Origin of the sequence: Hymenobacter sp. 5317J-9 (genome assembly GCF_022921075.1) — a bacterium.
Taxonomy (GTDB): Bacteria; Bacteroidota; Bacteroidia; order Cytophagales; family Hymenobacteraceae; genus Hymenobacter.
The window spans coordinates 5,133,139-5,147,274 of sequence record NZ_CP095050.1 but is presented as its reverse complement, the minus strand read 5'-3'; the positions used below and the strand labels follow the sequence as shown (position 1 = coordinate 5,147,274).

13 protein-coding genes are annotated in these 14,136 nt (G+C 63.9%); 5 read left to right on the top strand and 8 right to left on the bottom strand.

Annotated elements, in window-relative coordinates:
• Positions 1-36: 36 nt before the first annotated feature.
• From MUN81_RS21555 to MUN81_RS21545, 3 genes are all read right to left on the bottom strand, one after another.
• Entirely contained in the window at positions 37-1,071 is a 1,035-nt protein-coding gene (locus MUN81_RS21555; RefSeq protein ID WP_245114179.1) for a LacI family DNA-binding transcriptional regulator, read from the bottom strand.
• Positions 1,072-1,378: 307 nt separating this feature from the next.
• The gene (locus MUN81_RS21550) at positions 1,379-1,984 is read right to left on the bottom strand and encodes a pentapeptide repeat-containing protein (RefSeq protein ID WP_245114178.1); all 606 of its coding nucleotides are present in this window, start codon (positions 1,982-1,984) and stop codon (positions 1,379-1,381) included.
• Positions 1,985-1,994: 10 nt separating this feature from the next.
• Positions 1,995-4,076 (bottom strand): ExeM/NucH family extracellular endonuclease, encoded by a 2,082-nt coding sequence (locus MUN81_RS21545; protein ID WP_245114177.1) that lies wholly within the window; start codon positions 4,074-4,076, stop codon positions 1,995-1,997.
• Positions 4,077-4,260: 184 nt separating this feature from the next.
• Here MUN81_RS21545 and MUN81_RS21540 point away from each other — a divergent pair, with 184 nt between their 5' ends.
• The 4 genes from MUN81_RS21540 to MUN81_RS21525 all read left to right on the top strand — a co-directional run bounded on the left by MUN81_RS21540 (position 4,261) and on the right by MUN81_RS21525 (position 7,584).
• The gene (locus MUN81_RS21540; protein WP_245114175.1) at positions 4,261-5,601 is read left to right on the top strand and encodes a Gfo/Idh/MocA family oxidoreductase; all 1,341 of its coding nucleotides are present in this window, start codon (positions 4,261-4,263) and stop codon (positions 5,599-5,601) included.
• 167 nt (positions 5,602-5,768) lie between these two features.
• Positions 5,769-6,620 (top strand): pirin family protein, encoded by an 852-nt coding sequence (locus tag MUN81_RS21535; protein ID WP_245114173.1) that lies wholly within the window; start codon positions 5,769-5,771, stop codon positions 6,618-6,620.
• 114 nt (positions 6,621-6,734) lie between these two features.
• Positions 6,735-7,157 carry a hypothetical protein gene (locus MUN81_RS21530; RefSeq protein WP_245114172.1) on the top strand — a complete coding sequence of 141 codons (423 nt, stop codon included), beginning with the start codon at positions 6,735-6,737 and terminating at the stop codon, positions 7,155-7,157.
• Between the two features lie 73 nt (positions 7,158-7,230).
• Entirely contained in the window at positions 7,231-7,584 is a 354-nt protein-coding gene (locus tag MUN81_RS21525; RefSeq protein ID WP_245114170.1) for a hypothetical protein, read from the top strand.
• Positions 7,585-7,596: 12 nt separating this feature from the next.
• On the opposite strand, the gene lysA is transcribed toward MUN81_RS21525, so the two are convergent.
• Positions 7,597-8,829: a diaminopimelate decarboxylase gene (gene lysA / locus MUN81_RS21520; RefSeq protein WP_245114169.1), complete on the bottom strand. Its 1,233-nt coding sequence runs from the start codon at positions 8,827-8,829 to the stop codon at positions 7,597-7,599.
• A gap of 91 nt (positions 8,830-8,920) precedes the next feature.
• Between lysA and MUN81_RS21515 the strand changes: the two genes are divergently transcribed.
• Entirely contained in the window at positions 8,921-9,451 is a 531-nt protein-coding gene (locus MUN81_RS21515; protein WP_245114168.1) for a DinB family protein, read from the top strand.
• A 124-nt stretch (positions 9,452-9,575) separates the two neighbouring features.
• Here MUN81_RS21515 and MUN81_RS21510 read toward each other — a convergent pair whose 3' ends face one another.
• The 4 genes from MUN81_RS21510 to leuC all read right to left on the bottom strand — a co-directional run bounded on the left by MUN81_RS21510 (position 9,576) and on the right by leuC (position 14,126).
• Positions 9,576-10,673, bottom strand: a complete 1,098-nt coding sequence (locus MUN81_RS21510) for an NADH:flavin oxidoreductase/NADH oxidase (protein ID WP_245114167.1) — start codon at positions 10,671-10,673, stop codon at positions 9,576-9,578.
• 200 nt (positions 10,674-10,873) lie between these two features.
• Positions 10,874-11,992, bottom strand: a complete 1,119-nt coding sequence (leuB, locus tag MUN81_RS21505) for a 3-isopropylmalate dehydrogenase (protein WP_245114165.1) — start codon at positions 11,990-11,992, stop codon at positions 10,874-10,876.
• Entirely contained in the window at positions 11,986-12,582 is a 597-nt protein-coding gene (gene leuD / locus MUN81_RS21500) for a 3-isopropylmalate dehydratase small subunit (RefSeq protein WP_245114163.1), read from the bottom strand. The genes leuB and leuD overlap by 7 nt, the downstream gene beginning before the upstream one ends.
• Positions 12,583-12,731: 149 nt before the next feature.
• Positions 12,732-14,126, bottom strand: a complete 1,395-nt coding sequence (gene leuC, locus MUN81_RS21495) for a 3-isopropylmalate dehydratase large subunit (protein WP_245114162.1) — start codon at positions 14,124-14,126, stop codon at positions 12,732-12,734.
• Positions 14,127-14,136: the final 10 nt, after the last annotated feature.

Genomic DNA, 14,136 nt, shown 5'->3' with positions numbered 1-14,136 from the left:
CGCTGCGCTCAGGATGACAGATAAAACAACGACTTTCTACCGTTTCTGCGACGACTCCCGCACCAGCAGCTTGGGCTTGAGCACGATGGGCTTGGGCGGGCCCTGGCGGTTGGGGCCGCTTTTCAGCATCTTTTGCAGCAGCTGCACCGCCGTTTTGCCCATTTGCTCGCAGCGCTGGTCCACGCTGCTCAGCATGGGCTCGGTGAGCATGGTAAACATCTCGTTGCTGAAGCCCACCACGGCCACGTCTTTGGGCACGCGCAGACGGGCGCTTTTCACCGCTTGAATGGCGCCGATGGCCGCCAGGTCGTTGCTCGAAAACACGGCGTCGGGGCGCTGGGGCAGCTTCAGAAGCTGGCGCATGGCCTGGGTGCCGCCCTTCTGGCTCATCTCGCAGAACATGATGAGCTCGTCGTCGATGGGCAGGCCGTGGGCCTGCAGGGCGTCGCGGTAGCCCTGGTGGCGGTTTTTGTGAATGTTGAGGTGCAGCGGGCCGGTGAAGTGGGCAATGCGGGTGCAGCCCTGCTCGATGAGGTGCGTCACCACCTGGTAGGCGCCCTGGTAGTCGTCAATCATGACGGCGCTCACGTTGCTGCCGCTGAAATCTTCCACCACGCGGTCGAAAAACACCAGCGGAATGTTCTGCTGGCGCACGGCCTCGAAGTGGCCGAAGCTCTGGGTGGTGTTGGCCAATGACACGAGGATGCCTTCCACCTGCGAGTTCATCAGCAGGTCGATGTTTTTCTGCTCCTGGCGCGAGTCTTCGTTGCTTTGGCAAATCATCACGTTGAAGCCCAGCTTGGCGGCTTCGGTGGCGATGCCGTGCACCACCTGCGGGAAAAAGTGCCCCGTGATGTGCGGCACCAGTACGCCCAGCGTGTTGCTGCGGCCGCGGCGCAGGGCGGCGGCCAGCTGGTTGGGCTGGTAGTGCAGCTCCTCGGCCAGCTGGCGCACGCGGGCCTTGGTGGCCTCGCTCACGTCGTCGTGGTCGCTCAGGGCCCGCGAAATGGTGGAGGGAGAAAGCCCCAGCGTCTTGGCCAGGTCAGTGATGGAGGCGCGGCGATTGGCCATCTGGTGGTTGTAGCGAAGTGATAAAATACCCGAGCCTCGGCGCAGTCGCCGGCGCCGCCAAACCGGGGCGCGGGCGGCCGCAACTCGTGTTTTTGCCCCGCGCTGGACCGGCGCAGGATGCTGACAATTTACCGAAAGCTGACGGACGCGGCGGGGATGAAAGCGTCCCCTTTCGGGCATAGATGGGAATTCAGCCGCAATCTACTAGCCGCAATCGAATCCGGGCCGTTGCCCGCCGGAAAATGTTGCTTCCGCCCCGCGCAAGCCGGTTTAGCCCTGCCCGGGGCAAGCATCCGTCTTGACGCCCTTATTCTATCACCAAACCAAACTTGGCCACCACTCCCACTAGGCCCTGCAACGTGAATTTGGCGCCTTGCAGCGGGTTGGTTTCGGGGTCGATGACGAAGTCGGAGGCGGTGGTGAAGTCGGCTCCCGTCAGCCGGGTATTCTGGAACACCGCCCCGGACAAGGCACAGTCTTGGAATACGGCGCCGGTCAGGTCGGCATCGGCGAAGTCGGCTTCTTCCAGGCCGCAGCCCACGAAGCGCGTGCCGGGCAGGGTGCGGCCCGCAAAGGAGGCGTAGCGCAGCTGGCACTGGTCGAAGTGCACGCCAAAGAGCATGTCGCGGCAGGCCGCAAACTGCAGGCCCAGCAGCTTGCAATCGGCAAAGGCCACGTTTTGCAGGGCCGTGCCCGCCAGCCGCACCGTGCTCAGGTTGCAGTGCTCAAAGAGGCACTCGCTGAACCGCAACCGGCTGAAATCGGCCCCACTGAAGTCGCAATTCACAAACCGGTACTCGTCGAACTCGGTGTGGCCCAGCAGGTGCCGCGCGTCCCAGCCCACGGCCACATTATCCTCGGAAAATCGGTCGGGTTTGCGAAGGGCGACGGGCTTGCGGCGGGCGGGTTTCATGCCGGCAAAGCTACTGCTTCACCACCCGCAGCGTCTGGCTGAAGCCAGCGCCGCGCAGGTGCAGCAAGTAGGCCCCTGGCTGAAAAGCAGCCGTGCGCCGGCCGGTTTCAGCTTGCAGCTCGGCGGCCGGGCCATGCAGCGCCAGCACCCGCTGGCCCAGTGCCGACACCACGTCCAGCGTCAGGGCCTCGGTGGGGGCCAAGCCCGTTATCCGTAGGCTGAAGCCGGCGGCGGCGGGGTTGGGAAAAACCTCTACCTGCACGCCCGCCGCAGGCCGGGCGGCCGCCGTTACCACGCCACCGAAATTCAGCCCGATGAGCACGGGGTCGTGGTCGGAAGAGCGGAAGGGGCTGGTGATGTCGGTGGCGGCGCCGGCCACGTCGTATTCCAGAAATTCGGGCTCGGCGGCGTTGATGTGCCACTTTTCTACGGCTGCGTGACCCAGCAGGCTGGGCGTGAGCACGGCGTGGTCGAGCGAGCCGCTCAGGCCGCTGAAGACGTAGGACGCGCTGCTGGCCGGGCTGCCCAGCACGAAGCCGGCCGCCCGCAGAATGTCCATGGGGTCTTCTTCGTAATTGGCGTTGTAGTCGCCCACGCTCACCACGTAGCGTGTGCCGGCGGGCAGCACCGCGCCGTTGATGAACTGCACCAAGGCCGTGGCCTGCTGCTTGCGGCGCAGGTTGCTGGCACCCTGGCCGTCGCCCTGGTCGGCATTGGCGCCGCTGCCGCTGGCTTTCGACTTGAGGTGGTTAACGACCAGCGCAAACGTGTCGCGTGCCGCCGTGCGGGTCGTGATGAATAGCTGAGCCACCGGCGGGCGTTCGAACACGCCCGTGACGCTGGCCAGCAGCACGTTGCCGTAGGGCGTCACGGCCGCGGGCTTGTAAATGATGGCGCAGTGAATGAGGTCGGTGTTGTTGGGCTGGCGCAGCACGCCGTCGTTGATGATGGCGTAGGTGCCAGGGCCCATCACCTGGTTCAGCCCGTTCACCAGGTCCTGGATGGCCGAGTTGGGCCCGGTACCGTCGTTTTCAATCTCAATCAGGCCCACCACGTCGGCGTTCATCTGGGCAATGGCCGTGATGATTTTGGCGCGCTGGCGGTTGAAATCGGCCAGGGTCAGGGCCCCGCGCGAGGTGGGAAAGCCGCCGCCCGCGCCGTCGCCGTTGAAGTAGTTGAGCACGTTGAAGCTGGCCAGTTTCACCGAGAGCGGGCTGAACGTAGGCACCGGCGGGCGCACCGTCGTCACCACCGGGGCGTTGGCCCCCGGCAGCGGCTGGATGCGCCATTTGCTGGAACCGTAGCCCATGATGCCGCGCAGGCTGGCAAGGGTGCTGCCCACGCGCACGGTGCCGGTAGCGGCGTCGAGGTAGGGCGTGGGCGAGGGGTTGGTGGCGGCCAGGCCGTCGTCGAGCAGCAGCGACTTCTGCACGTTGGCGGCTTGGTAGGCGGTCACGGCGGGCACGTTGGTGGTGCCGGTGCTGCTGGTGCCGCTGGCCGGGTCGTCGTTGGGGTCTACATACTGCGTGGGCTGGTACACCAGGCCCCGGGTCGAGATGTTGAGCTCGCCGCGCGACTTCAGCGTGGCCACATCGGACACCGTGACCGGCGCCGAAAACTGCACCAGCATGCCTTCAAACGCTTCGGCATCGGCAATGGCGAAGGTGGCATTGTTCAGCAGCGTGAAAGGCGGCAGGTTCTGGCCCGTGGCCAATACCGTGATGATGGGGCTGGTGAGTACGGCCTGGTTGAACGAGGGCGTGGTGGGCATTTCCTGCACGGCGCCGGTGATGCGCACGCGCGTGCCGGCCGCCACCGTGGGGGAAGATTGCACCACGTACAGGGCGTCGGAAGTGGTCGGGTCGCCGTCGGCGGTAGCGGCGTCGTTCTGCACGTAGAAGCCGGCCGGGCTCAGGCCGGGGTACACGGCCGTCACGATGCCCTCGACGGTATAGGTACCCGCCATGGCCAGTACGCCGCTGGTTTGAATGGTGCCGATGGGGGTGACGGTTTGAGCCCGGGCCTGGGTGCCGGCCGCGGCCAGAAATATCGTGAGAACAGCCCCACGCGAGGCGGTAGAAAGCTTTATCATGCAGTTAAAAATCAACATAACCCAAATGCAGGGCTATAAATGTACTGCGCATTGGCCCAGCGGCTGGCGCGGTCCAAAAACCTGTGGCGTAATGCCATGCCCGAATACTGTGGCAACAAAGCCCCGCCTTCGGCTCGTACGTACAGCTGCCACTAGGCTTTCCACTTTTCCACGTTCCTGCCTCATGTTTCAAGACAACCCTACCGCGCCCGCTGCTACCGATTCGGAATCGCGCTACGACGAGTCGCGCCGCCAATTCATCAACCACGCGGGGCGTGGCCTGCTGGCCGTGGGCGTGGCCGGCGCCCTGCCCGTGGCGGCCGCCGAAGCCGCTGCGACCTCCGATGCTGGGATGCCGCCCGTGACCGGCCCGCTCGACATCAAGCTGCCACCATTGGAAGCTGCCACCGACCCGAAAGGCTCGGAGCCCTTCAACCCCGACGCGCCCGAGCGCCGCGTGGGCTACGCACTGGTGGGCCTGGGCCACCTCACGCTGAACGAGATTCTGCCCGCTTTCGGCCAGAGCAAGCACGCCAAGCCAGTGGCCCTGGTGAGCGGCGACCCCGAAAAGATGCGCAAAGTGGCCCAGCAGTACGGCATCAAGCCCAGCAGTTGCTACTCCTACCAGACCTACGACCAGCTCAAGGACAACCCCGAGGTGGAGGTGATTTACATCGTGCTGCCCAACTCCATGCACCACGAGTTCACGCTGCGGGGCGCCAAGGCCGGCAAGCACATTCTCTGCGAAAAGCCCATGGCCAACTCGGTCAAAGAGTGCGAGGAGATGATAGAAGCCTGTAAAAAGGCGAGTAAAAAGCTCATGATTGCCTACCGCATTCAGTACGAGCCGCTGAACCGCATGGCCATGCAGCTGCTGCGCGACAAAACTTACGGAAAGCCCAAGCTCATGCAGATGGTGAATAACCAAAACCAGGCCCACGACCAGCAATGGCGCCACAAAAAGGCCCTGGCCGGCGGCGGGGCCCTGCCCGACATCGGCCTGTACTGCCTCAACACCACCCGCTTCCTCTTGGGCGAGGAGCCCACCGAGGTATCGGCCCAGATATACACCACGCCCGGCGATGCCCGCTTCAAGGAAGTGGAGGAGAACGTGACGTTTACCATGCGCTTCCCCAGCGGCGTGCTTTCGCAGTGCATGACGGGCTACGGCACCTTCAACAGCAAGAGCTACATGGTGCACTGCGAGGAGGGCACCATCAAGATGGACCCGGCCTTTAGCTACCAGGGCCTGCACCAGGAGCGGGTGCGCGCCCCCAAAGGCAAGCAGCTGAAGGAAACGCCCAACGACCCGCAGAAAGACCAGTTTGCCCTGGAGCTCGACCATATGGCCGAGTGCGTGCGCCAGAACAAAACGCCCTACACGCCCGGCGAAGAAGGCCTGCAGGACCAGCGCATCATGGAAGCCATCTACCAATCGGCTAAGGAAAACAAGCCCGTGAAACTGCCAGTGGTGAGCAAGCTGGATGCCTTCCGGGGCTCGCCACCGCAGGAGCAGGAGGCGTAGCGAGTCGGTCTACTCGTCTGACGTTGACGCCTCACCCCCTGACCCCCTCTCCAAAAAAGAGGGGGCACCGGTTATTCTTCCATATAAATCGGCTGGCTCCCCTCTCCCTGAGGAGAGGGGCCGGGGGTGAGGCGCCCGCAAGAACATCTAACTTCAACCCCACCACCATGCGCACCATCAAGCAGCAGCACCGGGCCATCAATGCCCCCATTGCCGACCTCGTCACGTACCGGGCGCTGCCCACGGCGTCGGTGGAGTATATCGACCCGTTTCTGTTTTTGAACCACCACGGCCCGCAGGTGTACCGGCCCAACAACAACGGCTTGCCCTTCGGGCCGCACCCGCACCGCGGGTTCGAGACGGTGACGTTTATTCTGGAGGGCGACATTCTGCACAAGGACACCGGTGGGCACGAAAGCGTGATAAACGCCGGCGGCATTCAGTGGATGACGGCGGGGAGCGGGCTGATTCACGCCGAAGTGTCGTCGGAGCAATTCAAGCAGACCGGCGGGCCGCTCGAAATCCTGCAGCTGTGGGTGAACCTGCCGGCCAAAGACAAGATGGTGACGCCGCGCTACATCGGCCTGCAGCAGGACGAGATTCCGACCGCGACGCTGGACGGCGGCGTGGTCGTTCACGCCGTATCGGGCGAGTGGGCGGGCACCGCCGGGGCCGTGCAGCCGCTGGCCGACGTGGCCCTGGCCTGGCTGGAACTGCCGGCCGGTAGCCGTGTCACGCTGCCCGTGGCCGCCGAGCGCAACATTTTCTTCTACGTGGTGCGCGGCACGGTGCAGGTGAGCGGCGCCGAAGCCAGGGCCCGTCAACTGGTTGAGTTCAACCACGACGGCGACGAGCTGGCCCTCGAAGCAACGGAGGCGGCTGTGTTGCTGCTGGGCCACGCGCTGCCGTTTGGTGAGCCGGTGGTGAGCTACGGCCCGTTTGTGATGAACACCGAAGCCGAGATTCAACAGGCTTACCGCGACTACCAAAGCGGGGCATTTGGCGTCTGGAACGGGTAGTTGGTCGAAAAGCTGAGCCGTTACGCAACCTCCGCCAAGCCTTTGCGGTTGAGCCCTGCGGACCAAGACCTGCCCGGTTGGAAGGCTCGGAATTCGCGTTCTGTTTTTACTCCCTTGATGCGCACTACCACCACCCGTTCCCTTTATTTTGAAAACAGCATAGGCCGCATATGGGAAGAGCCCGAGGGCTACGTGCGGCTGGAATACCGGGCCGGCGTGCGCGAGCCGGTGCAGTTCCGGGCCATGCTCACGCACCTGGCGCAGGCCATGGGCCGGCACCGCTGGTCGAAAGCCCTGATTGACCAGCGCGAGATGACGCCCTTCACCCCCGCCGAGCTCGACTGGATGGCCAACGAGTGGCTGCCCAGCGCCGTGCGCGAGTGCGGCTACCGCTACGGCGCGGCCCTGGTGGCGCACGACGTATTCGCCCGCCTGGCCATGAACCAGCTGGTGATGGCCAGCCGCGGGTTGGCGCACACCTACCGCACCTTCGAAAGCGAGGCCGACGCCGTGGCGTGGCTGCTCGGCCAGAACTAAAGGCGCCATTCCGCCGCGGGACCGGGTTCGTCGGCTGCCGTTAGCTTTGGGGTACCTTTCCACGCTTTCGGTTATGCGCAACCCCCTGCTTTTCGTCCTGGCCTTGGCCCTGACCGGCCCTGCCGCCTTTTCCCAAACCATCCCGCCGCCCGCCAGCGCTGCCCGTGCCCCGCAATACGAGCACTGCATCCTGGTGCTGGAGGACGCCTACCATGCTGGCAACAGCCTGCACCTGGAGTATGGGCAGGACGTGAGAAAGGCCGCCCCCAAGCCCGAGTTGCTGCAGGCCAACGCCACCGTTCGCAGGCTGAACTCGGTGGTGGCCGCCCTCGACTACATGAGCAGCCAGGGTTGGGAGTGCATCAACGTGAACAGCCTGCCCGGCGCCACCGCCGAGACCGGCTACCTGCTGCGGCGCGCCAAGTAGCCCGGCCTGCGCTTACCGCGCGTTTTCCTGGGCCACGCCGGCCTCGACCTGCCCCGCCAGCAGGTCCTCAAACGTCTGGCGCTTGCGAATGAGGCGCAGCTCGCCGCTTTCGTCCAGCAGCACTTCGGCCGGGCGGGTGCGCGAGTTGAAGCTGCTGCTCATCTCGAAGCCGTAGGCGCCGGCGTTGTGGAAGGCCAGCAGGTCGTTTTCGCGGATGTCGGGCAGCAGCCGGTCCCAGGCAAAGGTGTCGGTTTCGCAGATGTTGCCCACCACGGTATACAGGCGCTCCGTGCCCTTGGGGTTGGTGAGGTTGCTGATGTGGTGGTAGCTGTCATAGAACATGGGCCGGATGAGGTGGTTGAAGCCCGAATTGACGCCCGCAAACACGGTGGCCGTGGTTTGCTTCACCACCGCTACGTTCACCAGCAGGTAGCCGCTTTCGCTCACCAGATACTTGCCCGGCTCAAACCAGCATTCCAGCTCGCGGCCATATTCTTTCTCAAAGCTCTTGAAGGCGGCGGCTACCTGCGTGCCCAGCGCGTTCACGTCGGTTTCGGGGTCACCCGGCTTGTAGGGCACTTTGAAGCCCGAACCCAAATCTAGAAACTCCAGCTCCGGGAAGCGCGTGGCCGCGTCAAATAGAATTTCCAGCGCGCGCATGAACACGCCCACGTCCTTGATTTCGGAGCCCGTGTGCATGTGCAGGCCGCGCACGTGCAGGCCGGTGCCCTTCACCACGCGTTCGAGGTGGCGCATCTGGTGAATGCTAATGCCAAACTTGCTGTCGATGTGGCCGGTTTGAATCTTGTAGTTGCCGCCCGCCTCGATGTGCGGGTTCAGGCGCACGCACACCGGGTAGGAGCTGCCAAACGTGGCCCCGAAGCGCTCCAGCAGCGAGATATTGTCGATGTTGAGGTTCACGCCCAGCTCCTTGGCTTCCACCAGTTCCTCAAACGTCACGCTGTTGGGCGTGAACAGGATGTCGTCGGGCGCAAAGCCCACGTGCAGCCCCAGCTTCACTTCGTTGATACTCACACAGTCGAGCCCCGAGCCCAAGCTGTGGATGTGCCGCAGAATGGATACGTTGCTCAACGCCTTGCACGCATAAAAGAAGCGCGTTTTATGCCCCGTAAATGCGTTTTTCAGCTTCTCGTACTGCCGCGTGATGGTGGCGGCATTATACACGTACAAAGGGGTGCCGAACTGGTCGGCGGCGGCGCGCAGCGCATCGTTGATAGCAGACATAATTACAAAAGTACGGCCCGTGGCGGCGCCTTACATGAACACCAAGCCGATAGTACATTCACGGCGCACCCATAGTTTCTCTTTCCCGCTAATGTCTTCCCCCGCTTCCCTCGAAGTCTGGCTGCGCGGCCCCGTTGCGGGCGTGCCGCCGCTGCTCCAACCCGTGGCCCACGCCCTGCTGCAAGCCCGCGACGAGCTGAATGCCGCCCTGCAGGATTTCCCGCCCGCGCTGCTCAACGAGCGGCCCGCCGGCGTGGCTTCCGTGGGCTTTCACCTGCAGCACCTGGCCGGCGTCCTCAACCGCCTGCTCACCTACGCCCGCGCCGAAACCCTGACCGAAAGCCAGTTCGCCGATTTTCACGCCGAAGTGCCGCCGCTGCCCATTGCGCCCGATTCGGTGCAAAAGCTGGTGGCCCGCTTCAACCACGAAGTAGACGCGGCGCTGGCGCAACTGAAAGCCACCCCTGAAACCAGCCTGACCGCGGTGCGCGGCGTGGGACGGGCGCAGGTGCCCTCCACCGTCATCGGCCTGCTCACGCACGCCGCCGAACACACCACCCGCCACCTCGGCCAGCTGCTGGTAACCGCGAAATGGGTGCGCAGCGTGGCTGCAGGTGAGTAGGCGCACCAACAAGAAGAACGTCATGCAGAGCGCAGCGAAGCATCTCGCGTGTTTAACAATTACTACTTCAAGCGAGATGCTTCGCTGCGCTCTGCATGACTACTTCGATGCCTGAAATCAATTCCTAGCGCGGCCCCGCAGCCACCTGCTTGTGCACGCGCGGCTTGCCCCGCTCGTACTGCGGCGGCCAGGGCATTTCGGCGCCCAGCTCGTGCGCCGCAAACAGCGGGAAGTAGGGCTCGCGCAGAAACTCCCGGGCCAGCAGCACCAGGTCGGCCTGGCCGTTGGCCAGAATGGCCTCGGCCTCGGCCGGGTTGGTGATGAGGCCCACCGCACCCGTGCGGATGCCGGCTTCGGCCTTGATGCGCTCGGCAAACTGCACCTGGTAGCCGGGCCCGACGGGAATGGGCGCCTTGGGCACGTTGCCGCCGGTAGAGCAGTCTATCAGGTCCACGCCGCGGGTTTTGAGCACGGCCGCCAGCTGCACGGCGTCATCGGCGTTCCAGCCGCCCTCCACCCAGTCGGTGGCCGAAATGCGCACAATAAGCGGCAGCTCCTCGGGCCAGACCTCGCGGGTAGCCGCCACCACATCGAGCAACAGCCGGATACGGTTTTCGAACGAGCCGCCGTACTCGTCGGTGCGGCGGTTGCTCAGCGGCGACAGAAACTGGTGCAGCAGGTAGCCGTGGGCGGCATGCAACTCAATCACCTGGTAGCCGGCCGCTACGCAGCGCAAGGCGGCAGCCCGGAAATCGGCAATAACTTTTTGAATGCCCTGGGCATCGAGGGCGTGGGGCTGCGGGTAGTTATCGGCAAAGGCGTCGGGGCCGGGGCCCACCACCGGCCAGCCGCCTTCGGCCTCGGGCACGGCGCCCTCGCCGCGCCAGGGCGCGTAGGTGCTCGCCTTGCGGCCGGCATGGGCCAGCTGAATGCCGGGCACGCTGCCCTGGGCCACAATAAAGTCGTTGATGCGTCGGAGCATGGGCACGTGCTCATCGGTCCAGATGCCAAGGTCTTCGGGGCTGATGCGGCCTTCCGGCGACACGGCCGTGGCTTCCTGAATGATGAGGCTGGCGCCGCCCACGGCGCGGCTGCCCAGGTGCACCAAGTGCCAGTCGTTGGCAAAGCCGTCGGTGGCGCTGTACTGGCACATGGGCGACACCACGATGCGGTTTTTCAGCGTGACGCCGCGCAGGGCCAGGGGTTCAAATAGCTTAATCATGAGGGGCAAAAAATGAAGTCGGAAAGCAAGCCTTCTTAACCCGGTTTTAGCCCTTGGGGTTATGAATGGTGCCGGAAACCAACAGAACGTCATGCTGAGCGCAGCCGAAGCATCTCTACTGCAATAGTAAATGAATTACTACCACACGCGAGATGCTTCGGCTGCGCTCAGCATGACGTTCCTTTTTCGTCGTCCAGCTGTCAAATAATTGTACTCAGTCCGATTTCCACGTTGTTTTTATTCCACTGCTTCTCTTTGGAGTCCGCAATCCAGAAGGCAATGTAGTTGCCCACTTCCTCGGTGGAGTAGGGGGCGGCGGGGCTCAGTTCCGGCGTCAGGATGCCGTTGTTCAGGGCTTCGTCCACGGCTTCGCGCACCAGGGCGGCTTCGGCGTCCAGCTCCAGGTGCTCGAGCAGCATAGCGGCCGAAAGGATGGCGGCAATGGGGTTGGCAATGCCCTTGCCTTTGGCCTGTGGGTAGGAGCCGTGGATGGGCTCGAACAACGCCACCCGCTCGCCAATGGAGGCCGAGGGCAGCAGGCCCAGCGAGCCGGCGATGACCGAAGCTTCGTCCGAGATAATGTCGCCGAACATATTTTCGGTCAGAATCACGTCGAACTGCGTGGGACTGAGAATGACCTGCATGGCCGCGTTGTCCACGAACAGATAGTCTACGGCCACTTCCGGATATTGGGCGGCCATTTCGCGCACCACTTCGCGCCAGAGGCGGGAGGTTTCCAGCACGTTGGCTTTGTCGACGAGCGTCAGCTTTTGGCGGCGGCCGGCCGCGGCGCGGAAAGCCAGGTGCGCAATGCGCTCCACCTCGGGGCGGTTGTAGGTGCAATGGTCGTAGGCCACTTCGCCATCGGCGGTGCGGCCTTTATTACCGAAATAGATGCCGCCCGTGAGCTCCCGGAAGATGACCATGTCGGTGCCCTGGATTCGCTCTTTTTTCAGCGGCGAATGGGCCAGCAGCACGTCGTAGGCCGTCACGGGGCGGATGTTGGCAAACAAGCCCAGCTCCTTGCGCAGCCGCAGCAAGCCTTGCTCGGGGCGCACTTTGGCGCTGGGGTCGTGGTCATACTTCGGGTCGCCGATGGCGCCGAGCAGCACGGCATCGGCGGCGCGGCAGGCGGCCAGCGTTTCGTCGGGCAGCGGGCTGCCGGTGGCGTCGATGGCGCAGGCGCCCATCAGGTGCGAGCTCAGGTCGAAGCGGTGGTCGAAGCGCGTGGCCACGGCTTCCAATACTTTCACGGCCTGCCGGCACACTTCGGGCCCGATGCCGTCGCCGGGCAATACGGCTATTTTCTTGCTTACCATGACCAGGTTCGGTTTTGTTCGAAGGCCGCAATGGCCGGTTTTTGACTTACCAAAAAATCAATGTCGTCGTAGCCGTTAATCAAGCATTCCTTCTTGTAGGGGTCGAGGTCGAAGTGAAAAACCTCGTCGGTGGCCGGCACAAAAAGGGTTTGCTCGGGCAGGTTCACCACGAACTGCACGTGGGCATCTTCCTCCACCAGGGCAAACAGGCGGGCTAGCTCGGCCTCCGTCACTTGCAGCGGCAGCAAGCCGGTGTTCAGGGCATTGCCCCGAAAAATGTCGGCGAAGTAGCTCGAAATCACCACCCGAAAGCCGGCGTCGTACAGCGCCCAGGCGGCGTGCTCGCGGCTGGAGCCGCAGCCGAAGTTCTTGCCCGCCAGCAGAATCTGACCACCAAAGCGCGGGTCATTCAGCACAAAATCGGGTTTGGGGCTGCCGTCGGCGTCTCGCCGCCAATCGCAAAACAGGTTTTCGCCGAAGCCCGCGCGCGTGGTCGCCTTCAGGAAACGGGCCGGGATAATCTGGTCCGTGTCAATGTTTTCGAGCGGCAGCGGCACCGCGGTGGAGTACAGGGTCTGGAATTTTTCCATTGGGAGTAGCAACAAAATCGTCTGTCATCCTGAGTGCAGCAAAGGACCTTATCAGGTCAGAACGACGTGCAGTAATTCGGGTATTTCAAGCGTGATAAGGTCCTTCGTCTCTGCTTAATGCGCAGAATGCTCAGGATGACAGGTTTAACTCAATTCAAATACTGCGTGATATCCACAATCCGACCCTGCACCGCCGTGATGGCCGCCACCAGCGGACTCGCCAGCAGCGTGCGGGAGCCCGGCCCCTGTCGCCCTTCAAAATTTCGATTTGAGGTAGCCACGCAGTAGGCACCGGCGGGGATTTTGTCCTCGTTCATGGCCAGGCAGGCACTGCAACCGGGTTCGCGCAGCTCAAAGCCGGCGTCGGCCAGAATCTTGTCCAGCCCTTCGGCTATGGCCTGCTGCTCCACCTGCTTCGAGCCGGGCACGATGATGGCCTCCACGTGCCCGGCCTTCTGCTTGCCTTGCACGTAGGCCGCCACCGCCCGCAAGTCCTCGATGCGCGAGTTGGTGCAGCTGCCGATAAACACGTAGTTGATTTCCTTGCCCAGCAGCGACTCGCCCCGCTGAAAACCCATGTACTGCAGCGACTTGTCGAAACTCTCGGCTTCGCTGGCCGGCACTTCGCTGGGGATGCGACCGTTGAGCGCGATGCCCATGCCGGGGTTGGTGCCGTAGGTTATCATCGGCGTAATGGCGGCGGCATCGAAGCGGTGCTCGGCGTCAAAAACCGTGTCTTCGTCCGAATACAGCGTTTTCCAGTAGGCCACGGCCTGTTCCCAGGCGGCCGCTTGGGGGGCAAACGGCCGGCCCTGCACGTAGGCCAGCGTCGTTTCGTCGGGGGCGATGAGGCCGCCGCGCGCGCCCATTTCGATGCTCATGTTGCACACCGTCATGCGGCCTTCCATGCTCAGGCCGCGCACGGCGCTGCCCGCGTATTCCACGAAGTAGCCGGTGGCCCCACCCGTGCCCAGCTGCGCAATGACGTAGAGAATCAGGTCCTTGGCCGTGACGCCGGGCCGCAGCGCGCCGTCCACGGTGATGCGCATGCGCTTGGGGCGGCTCAGTAGCAGGCATTGCGTGGCCATTACCTGCGCCACCTGGCTGGTGCCAATGCCGAAGGCCACCGCCCCAAACGCGCCGTGCGTGGAGGTGTGGCTGTCGCCGCACACAATGGTGGTGCCGGGCAGCGTGAGCCCCAACTCCGGCCCGATGACGTGCACAATGCCCTGGCGCGGGTGGCCCAGGCCATACAGCTCCACGCCGTATTTGGCGCAGTTGGCTGTGAGCGTGTCCACCTGCGAGCGGCTCAGCGGTTCCTCGATGGGCAGGTGCTGGTGGCGGGTGGGCACGTTGTGGTCGGCCGTGGCCAGGATGCGGCTGGGGCGAAACAGCGGCAGCCCGCGGGCTTCGAGCTCGTCGAAGGCCTGCGGGCTGGTCACCTCGTGGATGAGGTGCCGGTCGATATACACGATATCCAGGCCGCCCGGCGCGGCTTTCACCACGTGCGCCTCCCAGATTTTATCGAATAAGGACTTGGCCATTGGGGTGGGG

Coding starts and splice junctions, on each gene's coding strand:
- MUN81_RS21555 (WP_245114179.1), bottom strand. CDS start 1,071: ATGGCCAATCGCCGCGCCTCCATCACTGACCTGGCCAAGACGCTGGGG.
- MUN81_RS21550 (WP_245114178.1), bottom strand. CDS start 1,984: ATGAAACCCGCCCGCCGCAAGCCCGTCGCCCTTCGCAAACCCGACCGA.
- MUN81_RS21545 (WP_245114177.1), bottom strand. CDS start 4,076: ATGATAAAGCTTTCTACCGCCTCGCGTGGGGCTGTTCTCACGATATTT.
- MUN81_RS21540 (WP_245114175.1), top strand. CDS start 4,261: ATGTTTCAAGACAACCCTACCGCGCCCGCTGCTACCGATTCGGAATCG.
- MUN81_RS21535 (WP_245114173.1), top strand. CDS start 5,769: ATGCGCACCATCAAGCAGCAGCACCGGGCCATCAATGCCCCCATTGCC.
- MUN81_RS21525 (WP_245114170.1), top strand. CDS start 7,231: ATGCGCAACCCCCTGCTTTTCGTCCTGGCCTTGGCCCTGACCGGCCCT.
- lysA (WP_245114169.1), bottom strand. CDS start 8,829: ATGTCTGCTATCAACGATGCGCTGCGCGCCGCCGCCGACCAGTTCGGC.
- MUN81_RS21515 (WP_245114168.1), top strand. CDS start 8,921: ATGTCTTCCCCCGCTTCCCTCGAAGTCTGGCTGCGCGGCCCCGTTGCG.
- MUN81_RS21510 (WP_245114167.1), bottom strand. CDS start 10,673: ATGATTAAGCTATTTGAACCCCTGGCCCTGCGCGGCGTCACGCTGAAA.
- leuB (WP_245114165.1), bottom strand. CDS start 11,992: ATGGTAAGCAAGAAAATAGCCGTATTGCCCGGCGACGGCATCGGGCCC.
- leuD (WP_245114163.1), bottom strand. CDS start 12,582: ATGGAAAAATTCCAGACCCTGTACTCCACCGCGGTGCCGCTGCCGCTC.
- leuC (WP_245114162.1), bottom strand. CDS start 14,126: ATGGCCAAGTCCTTATTCGATAAAATCTGGGAGGCGCACGTGGTGAAA.